At 61.7% G+C, this 22,863-nt stretch carries 18 protein-coding genes and 1 tRNA gene; 8 read left to right on the forward strand and 11 right to left on the reverse strand.

The genetic code is table 11. The features are described 5' to 3' along the window. Positions 1-6: 6 nt before the first annotated feature. From AB5J62_RS40660 to AB5J62_RS40675, 4 genes are all read left to right on the forward strand, one after another. On the forward strand, positions 7-1,629 hold the full coding sequence (locus tag AB5J62_RS40660; RefSeq protein WP_370945341.1) for a type I restriction-modification system subunit M: 1,623 nt from the start codon (positions 7-9) through the stop codon (positions 1,627-1,629). After that, positions 1,626-2,837: a restriction endonuclease subunit S gene (locus AB5J62_RS40665; protein ID WP_370945342.1), complete on the forward strand. Its 1,212-nt coding sequence runs from the start codon at positions 1,626-1,628 to the stop codon at positions 2,835-2,837. The genes AB5J62_RS40660 and AB5J62_RS40665 overlap by 4 nt, the downstream gene beginning before the upstream one ends. Beyond that, positions 2,837-6,028, forward strand: a complete 3,192-nt coding sequence (locus AB5J62_RS40670; protein ID WP_370945343.1) for a type I restriction endonuclease subunit R — start codon at positions 2,837-2,839, stop codon at positions 6,026-6,028. The genes AB5J62_RS40665 and AB5J62_RS40670 overlap by 1 nt, the downstream gene beginning before the upstream one ends. A gap of 165 nt (positions 6,029-6,193) precedes the next feature. Continuing rightward, on the forward strand, positions 6,194-6,394 hold the full coding sequence (locus AB5J62_RS40675) for a hypothetical protein (RefSeq protein ID WP_370945344.1): 201 nt from the start codon (positions 6,194-6,196) through the stop codon (positions 6,392-6,394). An 88-nt stretch (positions 6,395-6,482) separates the two neighbouring features. Here AB5J62_RS40675 and AB5J62_RS40680 read toward each other — a convergent pair whose 3' ends face one another. The 8 genes from AB5J62_RS40680 to AB5J62_RS40715 all read right to left on the reverse strand — a co-directional run bounded on the left by AB5J62_RS40680 (position 6,483) and on the right by AB5J62_RS40715 (position 14,921). Continuing rightward, positions 6,483-7,994 carry a tyrosine-type recombinase/integrase gene (locus AB5J62_RS40680; protein ID WP_370945345.1) on the reverse strand — a complete coding sequence of 504 codons (1,512 nt, stop codon included), beginning with the start codon at positions 7,992-7,994 and terminating at the stop codon, positions 6,483-6,485. Between the two features lie 78 nt (positions 7,995-8,072). Then, positions 8,073-8,345, reverse strand: a complete 273-nt coding sequence (locus AB5J62_RS40685) for a helix-turn-helix domain-containing protein (RefSeq protein WP_370945346.1) — start codon at positions 8,343-8,345, stop codon at positions 8,073-8,075. A 196-nt stretch (positions 8,346-8,541) separates the two neighbouring features. Then, complete coding sequence (locus AB5J62_RS40690; RefSeq protein WP_370950159.1) at positions 8,542-9,774, reverse strand: IS256 family transposase; 1,233 nt, start codon at positions 9,772-9,774, stop codon at positions 8,542-8,544. A 483-nt stretch (positions 9,775-10,257) separates the two neighbouring features. Then, positions 10,258-11,538 carry an IS256 family transposase gene (locus AB5J62_RS40695; RefSeq protein ID WP_370950361.1) on the reverse strand — a complete coding sequence of 427 codons (1,281 nt, stop codon included), beginning with the start codon at positions 11,536-11,538 and terminating at the stop codon, positions 10,258-10,260. Positions 11,539-11,588: 50 nt separating this feature from the next. Then, positions 11,589-12,032 carry a DUF3558 domain-containing protein gene (locus tag AB5J62_RS40700; RefSeq protein ID WP_370945347.1) on the reverse strand — a complete coding sequence of 148 codons (444 nt, stop codon included), beginning with the start codon at positions 12,030-12,032 and terminating at the stop codon, positions 11,589-11,591. Positions 12,033-12,295: 263 nt separating this feature from the next. Then, on the reverse strand, positions 12,296-12,964 hold the full coding sequence (locus tag AB5J62_RS40705) for a hypothetical protein (RefSeq protein ID WP_370945348.1): 669 nt from the start codon (positions 12,962-12,964) through the stop codon (positions 12,296-12,298). Positions 12,965-12,966: 2 nt separating this feature from the next. Then, positions 12,967-14,553, reverse strand: coding sequence for an alpha/beta hydrolase (locus AB5J62_RS40710; RefSeq protein WP_370945349.1), 1,587 nt, complete (start codon positions 14,551-14,553; stop codon positions 12,967-12,969). A gap of 50 nt (positions 14,554-14,603) precedes the next feature. After that, on the reverse strand, positions 14,604-14,921 hold the full coding sequence (locus tag AB5J62_RS40715; RefSeq protein ID WP_370945351.1) for a hypothetical protein: 318 nt from the start codon (positions 14,919-14,921) through the stop codon (positions 14,604-14,606). 431 nt (positions 14,922-15,352) lie between these two features. On the opposite strand from AB5J62_RS40715, the gene AB5J62_RS40720 reads away from it, so the two are divergent. Then, positions 15,353-15,425 (forward strand) — tRNA-Lys (locus tag AB5J62_RS40720). Between the two features lie 114 nt (positions 15,426-15,539). Here AB5J62_RS40720 and AB5J62_RS40725 read toward each other — a convergent pair. Together AB5J62_RS40725 and AB5J62_RS40730 are read right to left on the reverse strand one after the other, a co-directional pair. Continuing rightward, complete coding sequence (locus AB5J62_RS40725; RefSeq protein ID WP_370945352.1) at positions 15,540-16,409, reverse strand: transcriptional regulator; 870 nt, start codon at positions 16,407-16,409, stop codon at positions 15,540-15,542. Beyond that, on the reverse strand, positions 16,409-16,714 hold the full coding sequence (locus AB5J62_RS40730; protein WP_370945353.1) for a hypothetical protein: 306 nt from the start codon (positions 16,712-16,714) through the stop codon (positions 16,409-16,411). The genes AB5J62_RS40725 and AB5J62_RS40730 overlap by 1 nt, the downstream gene beginning before the upstream one ends. A gap of 174 nt (positions 16,715-16,888) precedes the next feature. Between AB5J62_RS40730 and AB5J62_RS40735 the strand changes: the two genes are divergently transcribed. From AB5J62_RS40735 to AB5J62_RS40745, 3 genes are all read left to right on the forward strand, one after another. After that, positions 16,889-17,314, forward strand: a complete 426-nt coding sequence (locus AB5J62_RS40735) for a hypothetical protein (protein WP_370945354.1) — start codon at positions 16,889-16,891, stop codon at positions 17,312-17,314. Between the two features lie 109 nt (positions 17,315-17,423). Then, positions 17,424-18,341, forward strand: a complete 918-nt coding sequence (locus tag AB5J62_RS40740) for a hypothetical protein (protein ID WP_370945355.1) — start codon at positions 17,424-17,426, stop codon at positions 18,339-18,341. Positions 18,342-18,440: 99 nt separating this feature from the next. Then, entirely contained in the window at positions 18,441-20,522 is a 2,082-nt protein-coding gene (locus tag AB5J62_RS40745) for a P-loop NTPase fold protein (protein WP_370945357.1), read from the forward strand. A gap of 589 nt (positions 20,523-21,111) precedes the next feature. On the opposite strand, the gene AB5J62_RS40750 is transcribed toward AB5J62_RS40745, so the two are convergent. Then, positions 21,112-22,731: an ISL3 family transposase gene (locus AB5J62_RS40750; protein ID WP_370945359.1), complete on the reverse strand. Its 1,620-nt coding sequence runs from the start codon at positions 22,729-22,731 to the stop codon at positions 21,112-21,114. Positions 22,732-22,863: the final 132 nt, after the last annotated feature.

A 22,863-nucleotide genomic window follows, 5' to 3' on the forward strand; every position in this document is an offset into this window, starting at 1 on the left:
GGCAGTATGCCTCCCCGCAAGAAGCAGGAACCGTCGGCGCCATCGACGGTGAAAGAACTGAAAGACACCCTGTGGAAGGCCGCCGACCGGCTCCGCGGCTCGCTGTCCGCAAACCAGTACAAGGACGTCATTCTCGGCTTGGTGTTCCTCAAGTACGTCGCCGACGCCTACGAAGAACGCCGGGAGACCATCCGCACCGACCTCACGGCCGAGGGCTACGACGCGGAGCAGATCGATGACTTGATCGACAACCCCGAGGAGTACCAGGGGTACGGCGTGTTCGTGGTGCCGCCCACCGCCCAGTGGTCCTACCTCGCCGAGAACGCCAAAGGCAAGCCGGCAACCGGGACTGAGCCTGCTAAGAACATCGGCCAGCTCATCGACGAAGCGATGGACCTGGTCATGAAGACCAACCCGACATTGCAAGGCACCCTCCCGCGCCTGTTCAACAAGGACAACATCGACCAGCGACGCCTCGGTGAACTGATCGACCTGTTCAACAGCGCCCGCTTCAGCCGCCAGGGTGAACACCGCGCCCGCGACCTGATGGGCGAGGTGTACGAGTACTTCCTGGGAAACTTCGCCCGCTCAGAGGGCAAGCGGGGCGGCGAGTTCTTCACGCCTCCCAGCGTCGTCCGGGTAATCGTCGAGCTGCTGGAACCCTCACGCGGGCGGGTGTACGACCCGTGCTGTGGCTCGGGTGGCATGTTCGTGCAGACCGAGAAGTTCATCTACGAACACAACGGCGATCCAAAGGACATCGCCATCTACGGCCAGGAAAGCCTTGAAGAAACCTGGCGAATGGCGAAAATGAACCTTGCTATCCACGGCATCGACAACAAAGGCCTCGGGGCTCGGTGGGGCGACACGTTCGCTCGCGACCAGCACGCGGACGTCCAGATGGACTACGTGATGGCGAACCCGCCGTTCAACATCAAACACTGGTCCCGTAACACCGAAGACCCTCGCTGGAAGTTCGGCGTTCCGCCAGCCAACAACGCCAACTACGCCTGGATTCAACACATTCTATCCAAGCTTGCTCCTGGCGGAAGCGCCGGTGTGGTGATGGCCAACGGTTCGATGTCGTCGAACACAAACGGCGAAGGCGCCATCCGCGCTCAGATCGTCGAGGCCGATCTTATCTCGTGCATGGTCGCATTGCCGACACAACTTTTTCGCAGTACCGGAATCCCGGTCTGCGTCTGGTTCTTCGCTAAGGACAAGCGCGCGGGGAACTACGGGGCAGTGGACCGGTCCGGTGAGGTGCTGTTCATTGACGCCCGCGAACTTGGCTACATGATCGACCGCGCCGAGCGCGCACTGTCGAACGAGGACATCGCCAAGATCGCCGATACCTACCACGCCTGGCGCGGCAGCCGCTCCGCCGCTCAGAAGAAGCTGGCCTATGAGGACGTCCCGGGGTTCTGCAAGTCGGTGGGCCTCCCCGAGATCAAAGCTGCCGACTACGCCCTCACGCCAGGCCGATACGTCGGCGCTACCGAAGAAGATGGCGACGACGAACCCATCAACGACAAGATTCAGCGACTCACCAAGGAGCTGCTGGTGGTCTTCGACGAGTCGGCACGCCTGGAGAAGATCGTCCGTGAACAGCTGGAGCGACTGTCATGACACGAAAGATCGTTCGTGACCTCGTGGCCCAACGAGTCCTGCTTGTTGAAGATGGGAACCACGGGGAGTATCGACCACGCCCAGATGAGTTCGTCGATGTCGGAGTGCCATTCATTCGAGCCGCAGACATGTCGAGTGGGACTATCAATTTCGACAGTGCTGGCAAAATCAATACAATCGCTCGCAACCGAATCCGCAAAGGGATCGGCAACCCTGGAGATGTGATCCTCTCCCACAAGGGAACTGTCGGACGAGTTGCAGTAGCACCGATGGATTCGCCGAATTTCGTCTGCTCGCCACAGACTACTTTTTGGCGATCCCTCGATCTCTCCGTTCTCAATCAGCGGTTCCTGCGGTATGCCATGCTCTCCCCGAGCTTTGCGCGTCAGCTTGAGGTACTCAAGGGTCAGACTGACATGGCCCCATACGTAAGTCTGACCGACCAGCGATCTATTGAACTCGAACTACCACCAATCGAAGTACAGCGAGCCGTCGCGAAGGTTCTAGGGGCGCTCGACGACAAAATCGCCGCCAACGACAAGGCTTTCAAAATTTCTCGCGATCTAGCCCATTCCAACTACGTTCGCGCCACCCGTGCGGGTGACAGATTGACAATTCGCGAAGTAGCTCAATTAGTCGCTCGAGGTGTCACGCCGAAGTATGTCGAATCCGATGGCGTAACTATCTTGAATCAGAAGTGCGTGCGCAATCAGTGGATAAATCTCAATCCCTCACGGATGACAAAGGAATCTTCTATTCGCTCCGATAAGCTACTGCATCGATACGATGTACTCGTCAATTCAACCGGCGCAGGGACACTAGGGCGCGTAGCCCGATGGACACTGGACATCCGCGCAACCGCTGATTCACACGTCACCATAGTCCGATTCGATCCCACGTTGATTGATCCTGTTTGCGCCGGGTTTGGCCTTCTTCAGATCGAGAAAGAAGTCGAAGGCCTAGCCGAAGGAAGCACTGGCCAGACGGAACTTCGACGGGATTTGCTTGCTGGACTTGAAATCGCAGTACCAGACAAGGCAATACAGAAATCTATCGGAGCCGAGCTTACAGCACTCGACGAATTGGCCTTAGGGCTCCAGCAAGAGTCGGATATCCTGGCCGCTACTCGGGACGAAATTCTGCCACTGCTTATGTCCGGAAAGATCCGTGTGCGCGAGGCCGAAAAGGTCGTGGAGGGGATCGTGTAATGACGAAGCAGCCGGGGTTCAGCGAGGCGGACTGGGAAGGTGTCGCACTGGAGACACTCGCCGAGCAGGAGTGGCGGTCGCTTCCAGGGATCGCGATCGCGCCGGGCGCTGAAAATGGTCGGACGTCGTGGGATGACATCGTGCTTCCTGGGCGGATGCTGGCCAAGATGCGGGAGTTGAACCCGCAGGTGCCTGCGGAGTACCTGGAGCAGGCGCTCGCCGAGATCATCCAACCGACCTCTCAGGACGCGATCGCGGAGAACTACAGGCTGCACCAGATCTGTGTTCAGGGCTATCGCGGGATCAGCTACATCGACGGCGACGGTGTCGAGCAGAATCCAACGATTCGGTTGGTCAGCCATCAGCCCGGCGACAACGAATTGCTCGCAGTCAACCAGGTCACGGTCCGCACAGCGGAGGTCGAGCGCCGCTTCGATGTGGTGCTTTACCTCAACGGTATGCCGGTCGCGATCTTCGAACTGAAGCAGGCGGGCGCGGCCAAGGCCGATCTGGACGCGGCGCACGCCCAGTTGGCGACCTACTTGCGTGAGTTCCCGATGGCGTTCCGGTTCGCCGTGACCACCGTGATAAGCGACGGAATCACCGCCCGTTATGGGACGCCGTTTACCCCGCTGAACCACTATTCGCCGTGGAACGTCGACGACGATGGCAAGCCGGCGAAGCTCGGCAAACCGCTCGGCAATGCGCACCTCGGCACCGAGTTGGAGTTCCTCATCGAGGGGGTGTTCAACCCCGAACGGTTCCTCCAGTTGCAACGGAACTTCACCGCGTTCGACGGCGGCTCCGACGGTTACGTGAAGCGGATTGCCAAGCCCCATCAGTACTTCGCGGTCACCAAGGCCATTGGTTCCACTGTCGCCGCAGCGGAAAGCAACGGCAAAGCTGGGGTCGTGTGGCACACCCAGGGGTCGGGTAAGTCGATGGAAATGGAGCTGTACGCCCACCTCGTCGCCGTGCAACCCAAGCTCAAGAACCCGACGCTCGTCGTGGTCACCGACCGTAAGGAGCTCGACGGGCAGTTGTACGAAGCCTTCAACCGCTCGCGTCTGCTGAGTGAGTCCCCCATCAAGGTGGCGACCCGTGCCCAGCTGCGCGACGAGTTGGCCAACCGAGCGACGGGCGGTATCTACTTCACAACCTTGCAAAAGTTCGGCCTGAGCAAGGCCGAGAAGGACGCCGGGCTGAACCATCCGCTGCTGTCGGATCGCCGCAACATCATCGTCATCGCTGACGAGGCTCACCGCAGCCACTACGACGACCTCGACGGCTACGCCTTCCATCTCCAGAAAGCACTACCCAACGCAACGCTCATCGCGTTCACCGGCACGCCGATCTCCTTCGAGGACCGCAACACTCGCGAGGTTTTCGGCGACTACATCGACATCTACGATCTGACCCGCGCGGTGGACGACGGCGCCACCGTGCCGGTCTATTTCGAGCCACGGCTGATCAAGGTCAGCTTGACCAAGGACGTCAGCGAAGACGACCTCGATCGGGCCGCGGACGAGGCCACCGCCGGCCTCGACGAGGTGGAACGCGCCAACATCGAGAAGTCCGTCGCCGTGATCAACGCGGTCTATGGGGCGCCCGCTCGTCTGGCGGCGCTGGCTGCCGACATCATCGAGCACTGGGAGACCCGTTCGGAGCAGATGCGCAAGTTCGTCAGCTCTCCTGGCAAGGCGTTCATCGTCGGTGCAACCCGCGAGATTTGCGCCAACCTCTACGACGAGATCGTCAAGGTCAAGCCGGGCTGGCATCACGACGCGGTCGACAAGGGCGTGATCAAGGTCGTCTACTCCGGCTCGGCCCAGGACGCTATGCCGGTTGCAAAGCACGTCCGTCGCGACGGACAGAACAAGGTCATCCAGAAGCGACTCCGCGATGCTGAGGACGAGCTTCAGATCGTCATCGTCAAGGACATGATGCTTACCGGCTTTGACGCGCCCCCACTGCACACGCTCTACCTCGACCGCCCTCTCAAGGGCGCACTGCTGATGCAGACCTTGGCGCGGGTGAACCGGACCTTCCGCGGCAAGCCGGACGGGCTGCTTGTCGCTTACGCCCCCCTGGCGGACAACCTCAACAGGGCGCTCGCCGAGTACACCGACACCGACCAGGCCAATAAACCGGTGGGTAAGAACATCGACGAAGCGGTTGCCCTCACTACCACTCTCATCGCCTCCCTCGACCAGTTGTGCGCCGGTTACCCATGGCGGACCAAGCTAGATAATGGTCCGAAGAGTTGGGTCAAGGCCGCCTACGGGCTTACCAACCATCTGCGCTCGCCCACCACTCCAGGCAACCAGGTCCCAGACGGCGAAGAAGCGCTGGGAGATCGGTTTCGCAAGTTGGCTAGCCAGCTTGCCCGAGCATGGGCGCTCTGCTCAGGCAACCAGACCCTCGAACACCTCCGCGTCACGGCGAGGTTCTACGAGGAGGTGCGCGTTTGGATGGGTAAGTTCGACGCCCAGCAACGGCAAGCCGAAGGCCGCCCCGTGCCGGAGGAGATCCAACGGATGCTGTCCGCGCTGGTAGCGACTTCGACCGTGTCCGGCGAGGTGATCGACATCTACAACGCCGCCGGCCTGCCGAAACCGTCGCTGTCCGATCTGGGGCCAGAGTTTCAGATCAAAGCGCAGTCCGCGTCGAATCCGCATCTCGCGATCGAGGCGTTGCGTGCGCTTCTGGTTGAGGAGTCGGACCAGGTGACGCGGCACAACCTCGTGCGCCAGAGAGCGTTCTCCGAGCGAATCTCCGAATTGATGCGCAAGTACGTCAACCAGCAGCTCACCTCTGCCGAGGTGATCGCCGAGCTCATCGAACTGGCCAAGGAAGTCGCCGCCGAGGGCAACCGTGGCCAACGCTTCAACCCGCCGTTGTCCCACGACGAGCTGGCTTTCTACGACGCCGTCAGCACGAACGAGTCGGCAGTCGAGGTGCAGGGCGACGACGTGCTTGCCAAGATCGCCCGCGATCTGGTGGCGGTCATGCGCCGCGACGTCAAGACTGACTGGACAGTTCGGGACGACGTTCGAGCCAAGCTCCGATCGTCTATCAAACGGTTGCTCGTGAAGTACAAGTATCCGCCCGACAAACAGCCCGAAGCCATCCGGCTGGTGATCGAGCAGATGGAGGCTATGGCGCCCAGATATGTCGCACCAACCACATGAGGCCTGCGCTGATGCGAAATGTTCAACCCAACAGTCCAGGCTCCTCAGCAGACGAGGGGATTGTGAATGACTACTCGTGGAGCCGACGCAACGGACAACTGCCCAGGCGCCGGACAAGCGTGGTCAACTGGATTTCAGCGCACAAGGCGACGACTGGTACGTCAAGTGCCCCGTTTGTGGGATGACCTGGGCGGGCGGCAACGACACGGTCCTTCCGAACAAGGACTGGCGGGCTCGCTGGCCCTCACCCAACCCGTGCAGAGCGTGTTCGCCATCGCCGTCGCGGCGTACCTGCTGCTGGCGGTTGGGCTGCTCAACCGCGCGCTCAGGCGGCACCGCGCCGAGGACCATGAGCGAGACGGGTAAGACCGGCGAGGAGACGGCTCAGGTGGTACGTCTCGCGGTGGTCTCGGGCGAATCTCGCTCACCTGTGGATCCGTGACAGTCTGCTGCGTTAGGCGGCGGGTGGCTGCTGGCGGGTTTTGCGTGGGACGAGTGCGGCGGAGGCTTCGGCGGTGCCGCGGGCGAGTTCGGGCAGGATGTGGGCGTAGGTGTCGGCGGTGATGGTGATGCTGGAGTGCCCGAGCAGCGCCTGCACTTCTTTCAGGCTGGCTCCGGCGGCGAGCGCGATGGTGGCGGCGGCGTGGCGAAGGTCGTGCAGTCGGATGGGTGGGAGTCCGGCGGCGTCGGCGAGTTCCTGAAAGACGTCGGTGACTTTGGCAGGGTGTACGGGTGTGCCGTCGGGGTTGGTGACCACCAGCCCCGATTCCCGCCAGGCGTCGCCTGCAGCGAGCCGTTGCAGGTCCTGGTTCTCCTTGTGCTCGATCAGTGTCTCGGTGGTGGCGTTATCGAGGGCCACGATCCGGCCGGACGCTTCGGACTTGGGTTCACCGAACTCGACCTTCCATCCGAGCTGAACCAGCGCGGAGGAGATGGTGATGTCCTGGGTGTCGAGGTTGGTTTCCGACCAGGGCAGGCCGCAGGCTTCACCGCGGCGCAGGCCGCGGTAAGCGATGAGGTGATACAGCGGGTAGTAGGGGTGGCCGTAGGCGTGGTCGAGGAACTCCCCGACCTGCTCAGGCATCCACACCATCACCCGGGACGGCTTCTTCCCCGTCTCTTTCCAGCGGCGGACCCGCTGGGGCGTCCACAGCAGCGCCTTGGGGCGTTTGCCGGAGGGCAGTTCGACGTAGGAGGCGGGGTTGAAGGTGATCAGCGGGACCGCTTTCCGGCCGCGTTTGAGGCGGATGGCGGCGTTGAGCGCGGCGCGCAGGGTGGCACGGTAGCGCTGCATGGTGGCCGCGCCCATGGTGCGCATGCCGTAGACGCTGGCGCGGACTTGTGGGTCGTCACTGACGCGGCCTTCTTCGATGCGGTCATTGCGTTCGGCCATCGCGTCGAACATGCCGGAGATGTGGTCGATAGTGAGTTCGTCGAGCCGATAGTGCCCGAGGTGCGGGATCAACCAGAGCCGGAGATGGCTGCCGTAGGAGCGCTTGGTGCCGCCCCGGAGTTTCTTCCTCCCGGCGAGCCAGGTTTCCAGCCATTGCTCGACGGTGGGGATGGCGTCGGGGTCGGTGCCGATGTCGAGGCGCTTGGTGACCTCCTCGGGGGTGGGGAGGGGTTCTTTGGCGCGCAGGGCGCCGTCGATGAGGTCGCCGATCAGGATCCGCTCGGCGGGGCCGCGATGCGCGCCGAGCTCGACCAGATCGGCGACGTAGTCCAGTTCGGCCTGTGCTTCGGTCTGCCCGGTGAATCCTCCGCGCCGCAGGATGCGGCGTTTGCCGTCGGCGCGGCGCGGGAGTTCGGCTTGGTAGCACCAGTTGCCGTGGTCCGAACTCCAGGCGCCGCTGCGGCGTTTGAGTTTCGGGCAGGTGGTGCCGATGATTTTGCCGGTGTCGGGGTCAGGGCAGGCGCAGCGTTTGTAGGTGCGGCCTTTGAGTCGGGTAGAGGTGCGTGGGGGCATTGCGGATGTTCCTTTCACCCAATCCGTTGGTGGTTGCAGCGGATATGGACGCTTGCGTGCACCCCGGAGGGCAAGCCGTTAGGACGAGTGTTTTTCGTCCAGTCCGAGAAGTTCGGTGATGTGGGCGACGGCGACGACGTAGTGGCGGCCGATGCGCGTAGCCGGAACCGGGAAGTCGCCGGACTTCGCGAGCTGATAGGCCTTTGTTCGGCCGACGCGCAGGATGCGTGCGGCGGTCAGCAGGTCCGTTGTGACGCCCAGCGCGTGCAGACTCGCGCACGACGGCGGCGGCGGTGAACTGTCTGCGCGCGCCTGGGCGGTGAGCTGGCCGAGGTCGGTGATCGCGAGCACATCCGGCGCGACGTTGGTGGCGGCAGGGCGGTGGTTGGTGGGTTCTCGTCGTCGCCCGCCGCGCCCCGTCGACCCGGTGGCTGGTGTTCTGGGGCCAGGACCGTCCCGTCGGGCTGACTGCGGTCTACGACGTCGCGGCCGAGCCTGTCACGATTTCTGTGTAAGTCAGAGGTGATTACTTACGTTTTTCAGATTATCAGAAAGGCAGCCTTCCTGGGAAGAGGCGGGCTAGCGTGTTGAGTGCAACTTTCCAGCCATGCGTTCCCGTTCCGGATGTTCCGCCGCGTTGACTGGAAATGTTGCGAAGTCCGAGGTAGAGAAGTTTCATGGCTGCGTCTTTGTCGGGGAAGTGTCCGCGGTTCTTGGTGATTTTGCGGAGTTGGAAGTTGATGGATTCGATAGCATTGGTGGTGTAGACGATTTTGCGGAGTTCCGGCGGGTAGTCAAGGAACGGGATGAGGTCATTCCAGGCGTTATGCCACACGTCGATGGCTCCTGGATATTGTTGCCCCCATTTCTTGTCGAATTCGGCCAGGGCGAGTTCGGCGCCTTCGACGGTGGGGGCGCAGTAGATCTCGCGCATCGATGTGGCGATCTTTTTGCGGTCGTTGTAGGACACGAATTTCGAGGCGTTGCGGATGACGTGGACCACGCAGGTCTGCACGACCGTGTCAGGAAAGATCACTTTGATCGCGTCGGGAAGACCGGTCAGGCCGTCGCAGCAGGCGATGAGGATGTCTTTGACGCCACGGTTGCGCAGGTCGGTGACGACCTTCTGCCAGAACTTCGCGGCCTCGGTGTCCTGGATCCAGCAGCCGAGAGCGTGCTTGCGGCCGTCCACGTCGACACCGATGGCCAGGTAGGCGACTTTGGTGGTCACCACGCCGTTGTCTTTGACGCGGATCCGGATTCCATCCACATACAGGATCGGATACACCTCGTCGAGCGGACGTGATTGCCACGCTTTGATCTCGTCGACCACGACATCGGTCACGTTCGATATCAATTCCCGGGAGGCATTCACGCCATAAACTTCCAGCAAATGCGCTTCGATGTCGCGGGTGGTCATGCCCCGGGAGTACAGTGACAGGATCATGTCGTCGATGTTGCCGATCCGACGAGATCGCTTCGGCACGATCGCGGGTTCAAAAGACCCGTTCCGGTCACGCGGAACCTCGATATCGACCGGACCGTTCATCGTCGACACCGTCTTGGTCGACTTCCCATTTCGGGAATTGCCGGAACCGCGACCGGAGGGGTCGCCGGCGTCATAGCCTAAATGGTCGGTCATCTCGGCCTGCAGCGCCCGCTCGAGGACCGCTTTGGTCATTTGATTCAGTAAGCCGTTGACGCCGTCGATCGGCGTTCCGGCCGCTTTGGCGTCCTTCAGCAGTGCGTCGATCGTCTCCGGCGAGAACGTCTCCGCCAGCTGCCGCGCCGCCGCCTCGTCACTGCGACGAGGCGATGTGTTCTGCGTCACTCGGTGTCCCTTCCGACCGCCCACCAGGCCGGTCGATCTTGGTACACCCCCGACCTACACAGTTGGCGTGACACGCCCTGTTCAGGGCGTCAGCAGCGGCTTGGTTCTGCTGCTCGGTCTGCAGTGTGGCCATCTTGCTCGAGGCGCGGCTACCGGCAAATACATCTACCCACGCCTTCACCGCCATTGACCACCAACACGATCTCCTGCACGGCATAGGCCCACTACGAACCAGCCTTCAACGTCGCGATCGCCATTTCAGCCGCCTTCTGCACTATCGGACACGGATTCTTCTCGTGCGGCGACGTGCCACCGAATATCGAACTGACGACCATCGCCACGTCTTTGCTGACCCCCACGCTCAATGTGCAGGTACCCCCAGCTCGGCCATCGGGTCTGTCAAACGAACGGTGTAACTCGGGTTGAAGGGGTTTACTTGCGTCCGGCGGCCAGGCGGCCGTCGAAGGCGATCTCGAAGGCGTTCAGCGCGGGTTTCCACCGCATCGTCCAGCGTTTGCGACCGGTGCCGGTCGGGTCGAGGCTCATGATGGCCATGTAGACGCATTTGAGTGCGGCCTGCTCGTTCGGGAAGTGTCCGCGGGCCTTCACCGCGCGGCGAATGCGGGCGTTGACGCTCTCGATGGCGTTGGTCGAGCAGATCACCCGCCGGATCTCCGGGTCGAACGCCAGGAACGGCACGAACTCGGCCCAGGCGTTGTCCCACAACCGTACGATCGCCGGATAGCGAGCGCCCCAGGCATCGGCGAACTCGCCGAAGCGCTCCCGGGCGGCGGCCTCGGTCGGGGCGGTGTAGACCGGTTTGAGCGCTTTGGCGATCGCGTCCCAGTGCTGGCGGCCGGCGTAGCGGAAACTGTTACGCAGCAGGTGAACCACGCAGGTCTGGGTGATCGTTTGCGGCCAGACCGTGGTGATCGCGTCCGGCAGTCCGGTCAGCCCGTCGCAGACGACCATGAGCACATCGGCCACGCCCCGGTTCTTGAGCTCGGTGAGCACATGCAGCCAGTACTTCGCGCCCTCACCACCGTCACCGGCCCAGAGCCCGAGAATGTCACGCCGTCCTTCGCAGGTCACCGCGAGCGCGACATAGATCGGCCGGTTACTGACCTGCCCGTCGCGGATCTTGACGTGGATCGCGTCGATGAAGATCACCGGGTAAACCGGGTCCAACGGCCGGTTCTGCCACTCGACCATGCCCTCGATGACCTTGTCGGTGATCGTGGAAATCGTCTGCCGCGACACCTCAGCGCCATAGACCTCGGCCAGATGCGCGGAAATCTCCCCGGTCGTGAGGCCCTTCGCGGCCAGCGAGATCACCATCTCATCCACACCGCCCAGGCGTTTCTGTCGCTTGGCCACGATCTTCGGCTCGAAGCTCGCGTCCCGATCCCGCGGCACGTCGATCTCGACCGGGCCCACGTCGGTGAGCACGGTCTTGGACCGGGTGCCGTTACGCGAGTTGCCGGTCCCACGACCGGCGGGGTCGTGTTTGTCATAACCGAGGTGATCGGTGATCTCGCCCTCGAGCGCGGACTCCAGCAGCCGCTTGGTCAGCTGCTGCAACACCCCACCCTCACCGGTCAGCTTCAGCCCACTGGCCTTAGCGCTGTTCAGCAGCTGCGCGACGAGCTGCTCATCCAGGCCACCCAAGCCTGCCTCGGGCTTCGAGTCCTCAGCGTTCTCCACGCCGGACATCATGTCGGTCATCAGGTGCACTTCCATGATCGGGAGTTACACCGAACGTTTTACAGTCCCCGGCCATCTTGGATGTCGGCAAAAACTGCGGGGTATCCGGCGACGCTCGGGACTGGCTCGAAATAGCCAGGATCGTCAGACCTGTGGTTTCGATACAAGGTCTCCAGTCCACCGGTCCGGTTGAGGCTGAAGTTGATGTCGTTGTGGTTCTCGTCCACCCAGGAACAGATCGCGCCGCCGGGAGCTTCAGCGTCCAGTTTGGTAGTCGTCAGGTTGGCGAGTTCGCGAGCCTGCTCTTTAGTGAGAACATCGCAGGGGTTCTGTTCGAACTTGGTGGTGTCGAGCGGATTGGCCACCGGCGGTACCGACAGACCGCTACTTGTGGACGGACTAGCCGTAGGGGGTGTGGTCTGCGCGTTGCCTGGGATTGTTCCAGAGCAACCCGCGAGCAGCAGCCCTGCGGTTATGACGACACCGAGTGTCGCTGTGCGCATCAACGGTCCCACCTGTGCTTGTTGTTCAGTGTGTCTGCGGCAGCCTGAGTCTGCCGCTCGGTGGACTCGATCGCCTTTTGTAACACCTCAGCGTAGCCCTGAGCATAGGACCGTTAGGCGTTCACGCTCTTCAGGTAGACGTCGGCGTGTGCCCTGGCAGCCTTGATCTGCATGGCGCTCGCCTCGTCCTCGACTACCCGCTGGCCCTGACATCATCTTGGGCGAGGCTGCTGTCCTTACCTGCCGCAGTCCGCGCTCTGTGATCAGTAGCGATTGTTGTCGGTCCAGTCGACCTGATCGAAATCCTCGTCGTCGACCGCTGGGCGCGGCCGCCGAGACCTCGGTGCGGGTTGCGCGCCCGGATCAGGCTGGGCTTGCGGCGCGGCGGCCGGTTGCTCAGCTGTGCTGTCGGATTGCTTGGGTGCGATGGCTTTGGGCCCAGGTGCGCCTCCTGGCCAGACGCACGGAGATGACGCGATCAGGAATAGGTTTCCTTGCGGACTGGCCTGAAAGGTCATGCGAAAGCCGTCGGTGTTGTTCTCTACCCACAAGAACTCGTTGGGCGGGGTGTTGTCGAGTATGCGGAAGTTGTGGTTCTGCCACCAGGTTCGCAGTGCCTCGAAGTAGGACGGGATCTTGTCTTTCGGCAGCCCGAGCACTTTGTAGGTGCGGTTGGCGACGACCCGCTCCTGCGAGCCTCCGTCGGCCGGGTCGAGGCATGAGCCACGTTCTTCCGACGAAGATAATTCGTAGGTCGCTTCCGGTGGAAGTGCCTGGCGGACCTGGGTGAGCCAGTCGTCCACTTTCTGGTTCGCCTGCTCGATGGTGATCGTCGTCTTCATGTCGTTTCCTCCTGAGCCGCACCCGGTGATCACACTGGCGGCCGCGATCGCCGTCAACAGCTTGGCTGTGGCCTTCATGGTGCCTTCCATCGCTAGAACGTGGGCTGGCCGGCGATGACGCGGCCCATGTTGGCGAGTGCCTTGTTGTCCTTGTCCCAGTACATCGAATGGGCATCCGAGTTGTAGCCGAACTGGTAAATCGGCCCTTCGGTCGACTTGCCCGGATCGGTTGAACCGGAGGAGAAAACGTTGGCATCGCTGAAGTTCTGCGGCTCAATCCCATGTACAGGTGCCAATTGGATCGGGTCATGCGCGTCCACTGTCGAGTGGACGCGCTCGGCGGGCAAGCCGAGTTCACTCGCGTGATTGACCCCGACGCCCGGACTGGCGACGAACACGATGTCGTCGACCGCCAGGTGCTCGTCGCGAGCGGCGTGCCCGATCACAGTGGTGCCGTAGCTGTGCCCGACCATGGTGTTGTGCGACGGGTCGCCATGGTGGGTGACGCGCAGGCCATCCTGGAACCGGTCCAGGTCCTTCTTGGCGTTGTCGGCGTAGTCGGAACTCATCGCGTTGGGCACCACGTCGTCAGGTGCGTCGTAACCGACCCAAGAGATCACCGCGGTCGACGGCGAATCTGCTCGCATGGCCTCGTCGACCATCCGATCGGAGCGTTCCATCTCGCTGCTGATCTTTGCCAGCTCCGCGCCGGTGCCCGGCACGTACGTGGCGACGTTCCTGGCGGCGTCGGGGTTTCCGGAGGACACGATCGCCTTCCCGTCGCCTTGGACGTCCAAGCCGATGAGGAACGCTTGCTGCTGACCAAGGCCCGGGTGGTTCAGCCGGTTCTCGATGTTGTGCAAGCCGTTGAGTTTTCCGGCGATCTCGTCCAGCTTTTCCTTGCCCGGCCAGTCGGTCTGATGAGGCGATCTCGGGTCGTTCGGGTTCGCGCGGGACAGTTCGGTCGCTTCACGCTCGAGCTTGCTGATCTCGCGCTGGAGCACCGCCCGGTTAGCCGAGTCCCGATCCGCTACTGGGATGCCATCGAGATTGCGGACCAGGTCAGGGGCGTCACGCAGGATGGTCGCTTTCGCGGTGTCGGACAGGCTGTCCCACCAGGCCTTATTGTCACCCGGCGTGCCACCGCCGGGCGGTCCGATGATGGACAGCCCGCTCTGGCGGGTGCCGGCGTCCGCGGCCTGGGCGAGTGTGTTCGCGTTCTGCTCGGTGATCTCCCCGCGCATCGCCCTGGTCAGGATCGCCGCGAAGTCCGCGTCGACGTCGGTTGCGCGCCGCAGGATCTGCTCGACTCGATCCAGCAGTTCGACACGGACACGCTGACGCTGAGCGACGACCTCCGGGGACGGAGGCGGGCCGTCCGTCGGTGGTGCGACGACGGCGCCGTCGTCGCCGATGTGCCAGCAGTTGCGCCGGGCGAGTTCGTCGGTCTCGGCGACCACGGTCGTGAGGCGTTCGACCGCGAGCTGCACTTCGTGTGCGCCTCGGCGGACCGCGGACGCCTCGGCGACCCGCTGCTCCAAGCCAGAAATCAGCGAATTGCCGCGGGTGGACGCGGCCGCAGCGGCGTCGCCGGACCAGCCGGGGAACTTCGCCGCTGACTCCACGTCGTCGTTGAGCGCGATCAGCTGCGTGCAGCGCTGGTTGAGTGCGTCGGCCACGCCACCGATCGCCACTGGGTTCCATCTCCGTACATCTGCCCAGGTCAGCATCAGATCGGCCTCGGCCCGCTGCGCACGGCGGCCACGTGCAGATCAGCGGCCGCTTCTTGCTCATTCGCCCGGTACCGGCTCGCAGCAGCCGACAGCTGGCCGGAGTACTCCTGCATGTTCTTCACCCATACGGGAAGCTCACGAGACCACATCTCGCCAAGCAACCGTGCCGCCTCGATCGCGGTTCCACCTGCGAGACCTGCGGAAACGCCAGCCAAAGTGCCGCCCAGATCAACCGGCCGGACACCGTCGGTTGCCCGGTTTGCCGCCTTCGATGCGGCCTCGATCGCGTCGATGACGACCTTGTACCCCTCCATCGCACCCCTCCCCGAGCGTGATCATCTGATGACACTATGACGCAAACGCGGCTCGCGGCGATCCACCATCCACAAAGTCGAGTGAAACTACTCAAACGCCCCGCCCGCGCTATTGGGTCGCGGGACACGGTCACGATGCGTCATCGCGGCAGCCGACACCAGGGTGTCGACTGCCCTCGATCAGCGCACCCGCACGGCTGCTGCCAGCGACGTAACCCGCTCCGATCTCAGTACCGGTTCCGACATCGGGGACCGCCTGCGCGAGACCCTAATCACCGATAGATCAGCACGTGAGGGCATGAAACCCGACGATGCCGAACCGGTTCAGGCCGCCCGCGCTATGCCTCCGGGGTGGCCTATCTCGCCGCCCAAGGAGTGGACATCCGCCCCGCACACGCGAGGATGAACCGAACCAGTATCCTCGACGTATCGGGGCGCTAGCTCAATTGGCAGAGCTGCAGACTTTTAATCTGTAGGTTGTGGGTTCGAGCCCCACGCGCCCCACAGTTTTCGCAGGTCAGCGCGCTGACCTGCGATCGCCCCATGGTCATCTCCCCGCTTTATCCCCACTTTTGGGGTCGGACGGGTTATCCAGCAGGTCTTCCACAGCGTCCGCCGTCACAGTCTCTGTCCTGGAACAGCACGTCCCGCAGAGCGAACCAGTCGTAGTCGAACCGCGAAGGTGGCAGCCCGGTCTCCAGTTTGCGCGAGTTCGAGTTCGTCGTGGTGGTGGCGTTCGGCGTCCTGGATGTCGAGGTCGGGCACAACCTCCTCGGCGGCGCAAGCCAGCGTGGGCCATCGCTCCTCGCGCAGGTCGGCGGCGAGGGTCATCCAAGGCTCACACGTAGCGACGCAGGAACCAGAGGCCCTGCCCCGACCACACACGCCGGGACCACACCCAACGGTCCCCGCGCCCCACCAGAGCGGGCCCCTCTGTCGCAGGCGAAGCCGTAGACCTCGACGGCGAGCACACCCAGCGCCCGCTCGAGCGCCGCAGCGGAGCGCGGGGCAACCACGACCGGCAGGCTGGTTTGGTTCACGAAATGCGACCACGTTTCTCCGTGACAACCGCCTGGCGGACGCCAGAAACTTGGGCTCGTCCTCGAGGGAGTCGAACTCCGTCGAGCGCAGGATGTCGCGCTTGCGGAGCAGCTCAACTGGGGCGTGCTTGCTGATCAGTGCCCGCTTGCGGACATCGTTGAGCTTGGCCTGCGTGCGCAGGTCCTTCGCCTGCTCGGCGAGCAGGTACTGGTCCTGCAGGTTCAGCCACATCTCGGCGGTCTGGTCGAGAGCGGCACCGATCTGTGCGGCCGACTCGCGGGTGATCTCTTTCTTGCCGTTGATGATCTCGGAGATGAACCGGGTCGGTCGTCCAAGGATGGCGGCGAAGTCTGCCTGGGACCAGCCGCGGGCCTCAAGCTCGTCAGCCAGCCATTTGCCTAGCGGCTCGGGGTTGATCGGCGGCGGCTCGGTGGGAACGCTTCTCATTACAGGTTGTCCGTCCCGAGAGGCAGGAGATCCAACACCACGGCGACGTGGCCGCCGGAGCTCTTGAAGGTCAGTCCGATTACGCGGCCCGAGCTCAGCGTCGCGCGCGCCTTAGCGGGGTCGTTGAAATGGGGCTCGATCCGTAGCAGTCGCATGTTCCGCAGATCGGTGTCGATCTTCGCGGCATGAGCGCCTTGAACGAGACGTCTGTACTCCTTGACCTCGGTGTGGGTCCAATCCTCCGGCTGGAATCCGGCGTCCTTGACGAGACGGCTCAAGGTCTCGTCAAGGTACTCCCGGTCCACGTTTCTATTCTCCATCACCCATGAGCTGATGACACGATCGCGAAGCGCGACGCTACCCGCAGGCTCAGCACTCACCGTCCGGTTGACACCCGACACTCCGTTGGCGATCCCATTCACTAGTCCCCGGCCTGCCTGGCAGATCTCCGGACGCTGCAAGCGCGAGCTGAAGCCTCTATGGGCGACGCCGGAGCGGCTGCCCGCAGTGTGCACCTGTCTGAGCAATCTTTTGAACGCATCACACCCGAAGACGAGCCTGAGTGGGCGCGCTTCATCGACGTGGCCTACCTCAACGGCGAGTACGCCCACGCCTTCCGCGACCTGGAGCGACCGCGGGAAGCGGCCGCCTTCGCCAAGCTGTCTGCTAACGATGCCACCCGACAGAACCGAGCTCGACGCGCTTCTCTCGCCGAGGCAACGATGGCCAGGGCCGCACTGTCCGATCACGACCTGGCCGCCGCAACCGCAGCCGGAATGAAAGCTGTCAAGCTGGCGGCGACCGTCAAAGTCCAGCCGTTCGACCGGTGCGCTGAAGGACTTGCGGACTCGCTTGGAGCCGCACCGCAACTCGCCGTACGTGCAGGACTTCTTCCTGCGCCCTGACGTGCTGATGCCAGTACTGGCGTAGATGGGCCCGCTACCGGGTGTAACGCGATTTAGCGTTTCGCCGACTTACCGTGCCAGAGGCCGGTCCACGGTGAGGAAATCCAACATGCCGAAACACGTCAATGCGGCGGTGCTCCACCCCCTCAAGGAGGCGTTGCGGCTCACGTACTGGTACAAGAACGATCTCCGCGCCTTCTTGAACGCTACTCTGGGTGATCGCTCCCTTGTGGCGGAGCTGGACTGGACGGCATACAAGCATCAGATCGTTACCCAGCTCATCGATAAGCTTGCGGCTAATCAACACAAGTATTTTGACGTGCTCCTGAACCTCCTGCTTACGGTTGCAGAGGTTGAAGATCCAAGTCACCTCAAGCGACTCACTGATGGCCAGAAGAAATATGACGAGGCGGTCAACTCGTTAACGTCCTTACGTAAGCAGGTCGAACCGTATCGTAAGCTCAGAAGCGAGAAAGAAGACGCCGCGCGCCGTCTCGAAGCCGAGCTGGCCCGAAATGAGAATGCTCGCGCCATGAGCGAGAAGCTCGCGGAGCTTAAACAGCTGTTCTTCACGATCATGAGTCAAGATCCTCAGACACGAGGTTACTCACTTGAGAAGCTTCTGAACGACCTATTTGCACTGTACGACATTGATGCGAAAGGCTCATTTCGAATTCATGGCGAGCAGATCGACGGAGCTTTTACGTTCCAGGGTGTTGAATACTTGCTCGAGGCCAAGTGGCAAAAAGAGCTGACACCGCTCGCGGATTTGGATACGTTCTCAAGCAAGGCAAATCGCAAGCTAGACAACACGCTCGGTCTTTTCCTGTCGATGAGCGGCTTTCAACCAAACGCCTTGACGCTGATTGGCCATAGTCGGCGGCCTACTCTGCTTCTGATGGATGGTTCCGACCTTACGATGACGCTCGAGGAGAGAATTCTGTTTCCGGACCTTCTTATGCGCAAGCGTCAGCATGCCGCGCAAACCGGTGACATTTTCCTGAAGGCGACCAGTTTGCTCACCTAGACCCTGGATATAACTCGATCTTGCGACACTTTGAACACGGTAGAGTTCAGGACAGCCAGATGCGCGTGACATTGCCCATCGCTTGTGATGAAATGCGCCATGGCAGTTACTGGCGACAACCCCATTCGCGACACTCCGCAGGACGCGCTTGGCCGCGCCCCACTTGCAAAGCATCTAGCCGACGAGTTGCGGCAGGTCGACGCAACGGAAGGCAGTGTTGTTGCCGTTATGGGCCCGTGGGGTTACGGCAAGACGTCGCTCATTAACTTGATACGACGACACTTAGAGACCGAACCGCCATTAACTGTTCTCGACTTCAACCCGTGGATGTTTTCCGGCACGGAACAGTTGGTGGATTCATTTTTCACCGAGCTCGCCGCGCAACTCGATATAAAAGAGGGCAAGTTTAGTAAGATTGCAACCGAGCTTAGCGCGTACGGCGAACTCTTAAGTCCGCTGGGTGCAATTCCAGTGCTTGGTTCGTGGATTACACGGCTTGGCGCCAGCACTAAAGCGCTCAAGCAGTTTCATGAACGAAAGAAAGAAAGCGTAACCCAAAAGCGCGCCAAACTGGCCGGAATCCTGGCAAATCTAGAGCAGCCTCTAATCGTAGTCATTGATGACATAGATCGCCTCGACACCAATGAGATCCGCCATATCTTCAAGCTTGTGCGCCTAACCGCCAGCTTTCCCAATGTCGTGTATCTCTTGGCTTTCGATCGCGAGCGAGTCGAGCAGGCGCTCAGCGAAACGGGCCTTTCAGGTCGCAACTACCTAGAGAAGATCGTGCAAGTATCGGTTGATATTCCAGCCATCCCCGTTACGTTGCTCCGGGCCGAACTGGGAAGGACACTTGACTCCATTATCAATGGCATCCACCTTTCGGAGCCGCGATTTGATGAGCAGAGATGGTTAGACGTATTTGCAGAGATCATCGACCCCTTGCTGCGCAATATGCGCGACGTCCGCCGCTTTGCGGCCTCACTTCAGGGTACCCTCCGCAGTCTGCGAGGTGAAGTAGAAATCGTAGACGTCTTGGCAATGGAAGCCGTTCGGGTGTTCGTTCCGGACCTCTATAGGGCGGCGATCGAAAATAAGGTAGCACTGACTGAACCTAGTTCCAGCTTCATCGGTAGGCGCGAAGACTCCGAGCATAAGGATGCAATCGACAACCTAATCGCCACCTCAGCGGAGCATTCAGCAGTAGCTAAAGCATTGGTCCACCGCGTCTTTCCAGCTGCCGACCGCCACATTGACAACGGGATGCATTACGATGCGTCATGGCAGAGGATGTGGATCAGAGAGCATCGGCTTGCCCACCCTGCTCTGTTGAGCTTCTATTTTGAGCGTCTCACAAACAAGGATCTGGATTCCTTCAATCATGCCACTAATGCACTGTCTGTTATGAACAATGCTGAAGCCTTTGAGGAGTTCTTCAAGCTACTTGATCCGCACGAGCGGGAAGATGTTATTGTCGCTCTCGAGAATTTTGAAGGCGAGTACCCTGTTGAAGCTGTTGTTCCAGGAAGCATTGGCTTGCTTAACACGTTGCCCTCTCTGCCGGAGCGGGAGCGGGGAATGTTGTCCATGGGCGATGGCCGCCTTCATGTGACACGAGTCGTCCTGCGACTATTTCGCCGTCTGGATGACGAGGCAAAGGTCGAAGCTGCTTCAAGGGAGGTGCTCCCTCAGATTTCGACTCTGTCATCCAAGCTAGAGTTTGTTCACATGATAGGCCATGTCGAAGGTACTGGGCATCGCCTTGTCTCCGAGGTGGCCGCCAGAGAACTGGAGTCCATGCTCAGCGCCGAAATCCAGCGGGCCGATGGCGCGCAGCTCAAAACCGAGCCAAACCTGCTGGGCTTGATGATCTGGATGAGAAACCACACAGAGGAAGAATCGACGTTTATGACGAACCTATTTGGTGACCCCGAATTTAACTGCGCACTGCTCTTGCAATCGGTGTGCCAGGTCCGGAGCCAGTCGGTAGGCAGTCGTGTGATTCAACGCGAAGCCAGGCTGTACTGGGAGACGCTAGAAACGATTTATGGCGACCAGGAGACTCTTCGTGACGGCGTCCAGTCCGTGCGCCACCACATCGACTCTGTCGACCAGGAGGTTGCGGATGCCACTGAGCTAGCAATGAAATACCTAACCGGTTGGCGACCGGAGCGGTTTTAAGGTTTCCGACATTTGCATGTTGAACAAATCGCATATTCAACATGCAAATATAACCTGTACGCTTCTCTGTAACGAGAGCCTTGCCGGCAAGTGGCGCTACGGTTCTGATCGCAAAGTTGTCCAGTATCAGACTTACTGGTCGGCTCGACGCTGTCGACCTCGCGGGCCTAGCGCGATTCCACTGGCGAGCAGACATCGCCGTACGGTCGTATCCCCCACGTGACACTGCCCAGCGAGGTCTTCCAGTGTCGCGCCTGCTTTGTAGAGCTCGCTAGCCTTCTTGATCTCGTCTTGGGTGAGTAGGAGTTGGCGAGTGTCCACGCTACGGGCTTCGAGGAGCTTGCCGACCGTTGACCAATAGAAGCCGATCTCAGTGGCAAGGTGCCGGACTGTCGAGCCTCCGCAATAAGCCTTGATCATCTGGTCGATCTCGGCTGGTTATAGCTGTCGCGCCGTTCGGTATGCAGATGTGTCGTGACTGGGTAGGCCCTTGGCTGTCATTGCGAAGCCGCAGGTCCGGGTGGTGTGTCGGCGATCATGAAATTCGGTTCTGGCACAGGAAAAGTGACACGGTGACGGCGTGTGATCGTCAGGTGCGGTTGAGGATGCGGCAGCGGAGCAGGTCGAGGTTCGCTCGGCCGAACATGGTCCTTTTCAACATCTTCACCCTGTTCACCTGCCCCTCAACCGGACCTGAGTTCCAGTGCAGCGTCAGTCCCGCGGTGACCGCTGCCTGATCGCGTCGCAGCCCAATGACCAGCGAGTGCAGAGCGGGAAGGTCGCTTGCCTCGATCGAGAGCATCCAGCCTTCAAGAAGATCGCCGCGAAGGTCGCGCATCATCATCGCGAACTCGCGTACGTAGTCCGCTGTGGCATCAAGTTCAGGGCAGCGGGACAGAATCTCCTTGAGCTGCAACGCATCCTCGGCATACAGGTCGTCAGGTTTGGTCATCATCCAGCGGACCACCTGCCGTGGCTTCGGCGGGGTCGGGGTCACAGGCGGTGCGGTGAGCGTGGTGCGGAACGGATGCACGTAACGGCGGACGGCCTGGACGCTGCCGTGCCAACCCAGAGCTTGGATCTCGGCGTGGAGGCGGGTAGCGTCGGTGCAGCCCTCGTTCCATCGCTGGTTGAGATACTGCTTATAGCGGTCGAGTTTGCTAGCCCGGTTAACTGCCTTGACCAGCAATTCCTCAACGCAGGTGGCGCGGGCGAAGCGGCGCACCGTCGAATGATCCAGCTTCAGCTCACGGCTGATCGCGCCCAGCGAGTACCCCTTTGCCAGCAAACCCTGGACCTCGTCGTAACGCTGACGGGTCCGAAGCACCAGCGGGCGCTCCCGCCCGCAGACATCCCGCACCCCATCCGGTTCGACGGGCGGATTCTCCGACGCCACAGACGATTCACCATCATCACCGCCTGGCAGAGGTTCTGGTGTCCGCAAGCAGCCGTGGTGGGCGACGACCGCCTTCCCCACGGCCTCACCGAGATTCGCCCACAGGTGATAGCGGTCAGCCACCTGGATCGCCTCAGGCGCACCCAGACGTGCTCCTCCGGCGTAGGCGCCTGCACGGTCCCGCCAGATGATCTCCACGCCGGGATGGGCCTTCAGCCACGCGGCGAGCGTGGCAGCCTCGCGATCAGCCAAGACATCAATCGGCTTGTGAGTCTCCATATCCAGCAAGATCGTCGAGTACACGTGTCCCCGGCGCAGAGCGAAATCGTCAACACCGAGTACCCGCGGCGCCGTGACCTGCGGGTTGGGTATCGCCCGTACCAGCCGTAGCAGTGTCATCCGCGACGTCGCGACCGCCATCCCCGCGGCCAAACGAACGCCGGCCCGCCCGGCCAGCGCCAACCCGATCGACGTCAGCACCTGCGACAAGAGCGAACTTCGACGGAGGCGCCGCTCAGCCAGCCCTTCCACCTGCTCGACGAACGTCCGACGCACGCAGTCCTTGGTGCGGCAGAAGAACCGCCGGACCCGCAGCATGATCCGCACCGCCTGACCGCCAGCGGGCATATCCGCAAGTCGCCGCTCGTAGCGGCTGTGCACCGCGACCGAGACCGTGGCACAGTCCGGGCACACCGCGCTCGTCCCACGAGGCCGCGCTCGGATCAGCAAAGTGCCGTCCTCGACATCGATCTGATCGACAACGACCCCTGCCAGATGCGGGAACATGGCCTCGGTCAGCTTGGTATCAAACACAAACGACCATGATCACCAACCCCGATCACCGACTGTCACCGGGTCACGGTTCCTGTGCCAGAACCGAATTTCATGAGCGCTGACAGTAAGCGGTAGCGCGCGAGTGTGATTTCGACAAGTCGAATTGGTTCT

The sequence above is a fragment of the Amycolatopsis sp. cg5 genome, from assembly GCF_041346955.1.
Classification (GTDB): Bacteria; Actinomycetota; Actinomycetes; order Mycobacteriales; family Pseudonocardiaceae; genus Amycolatopsis.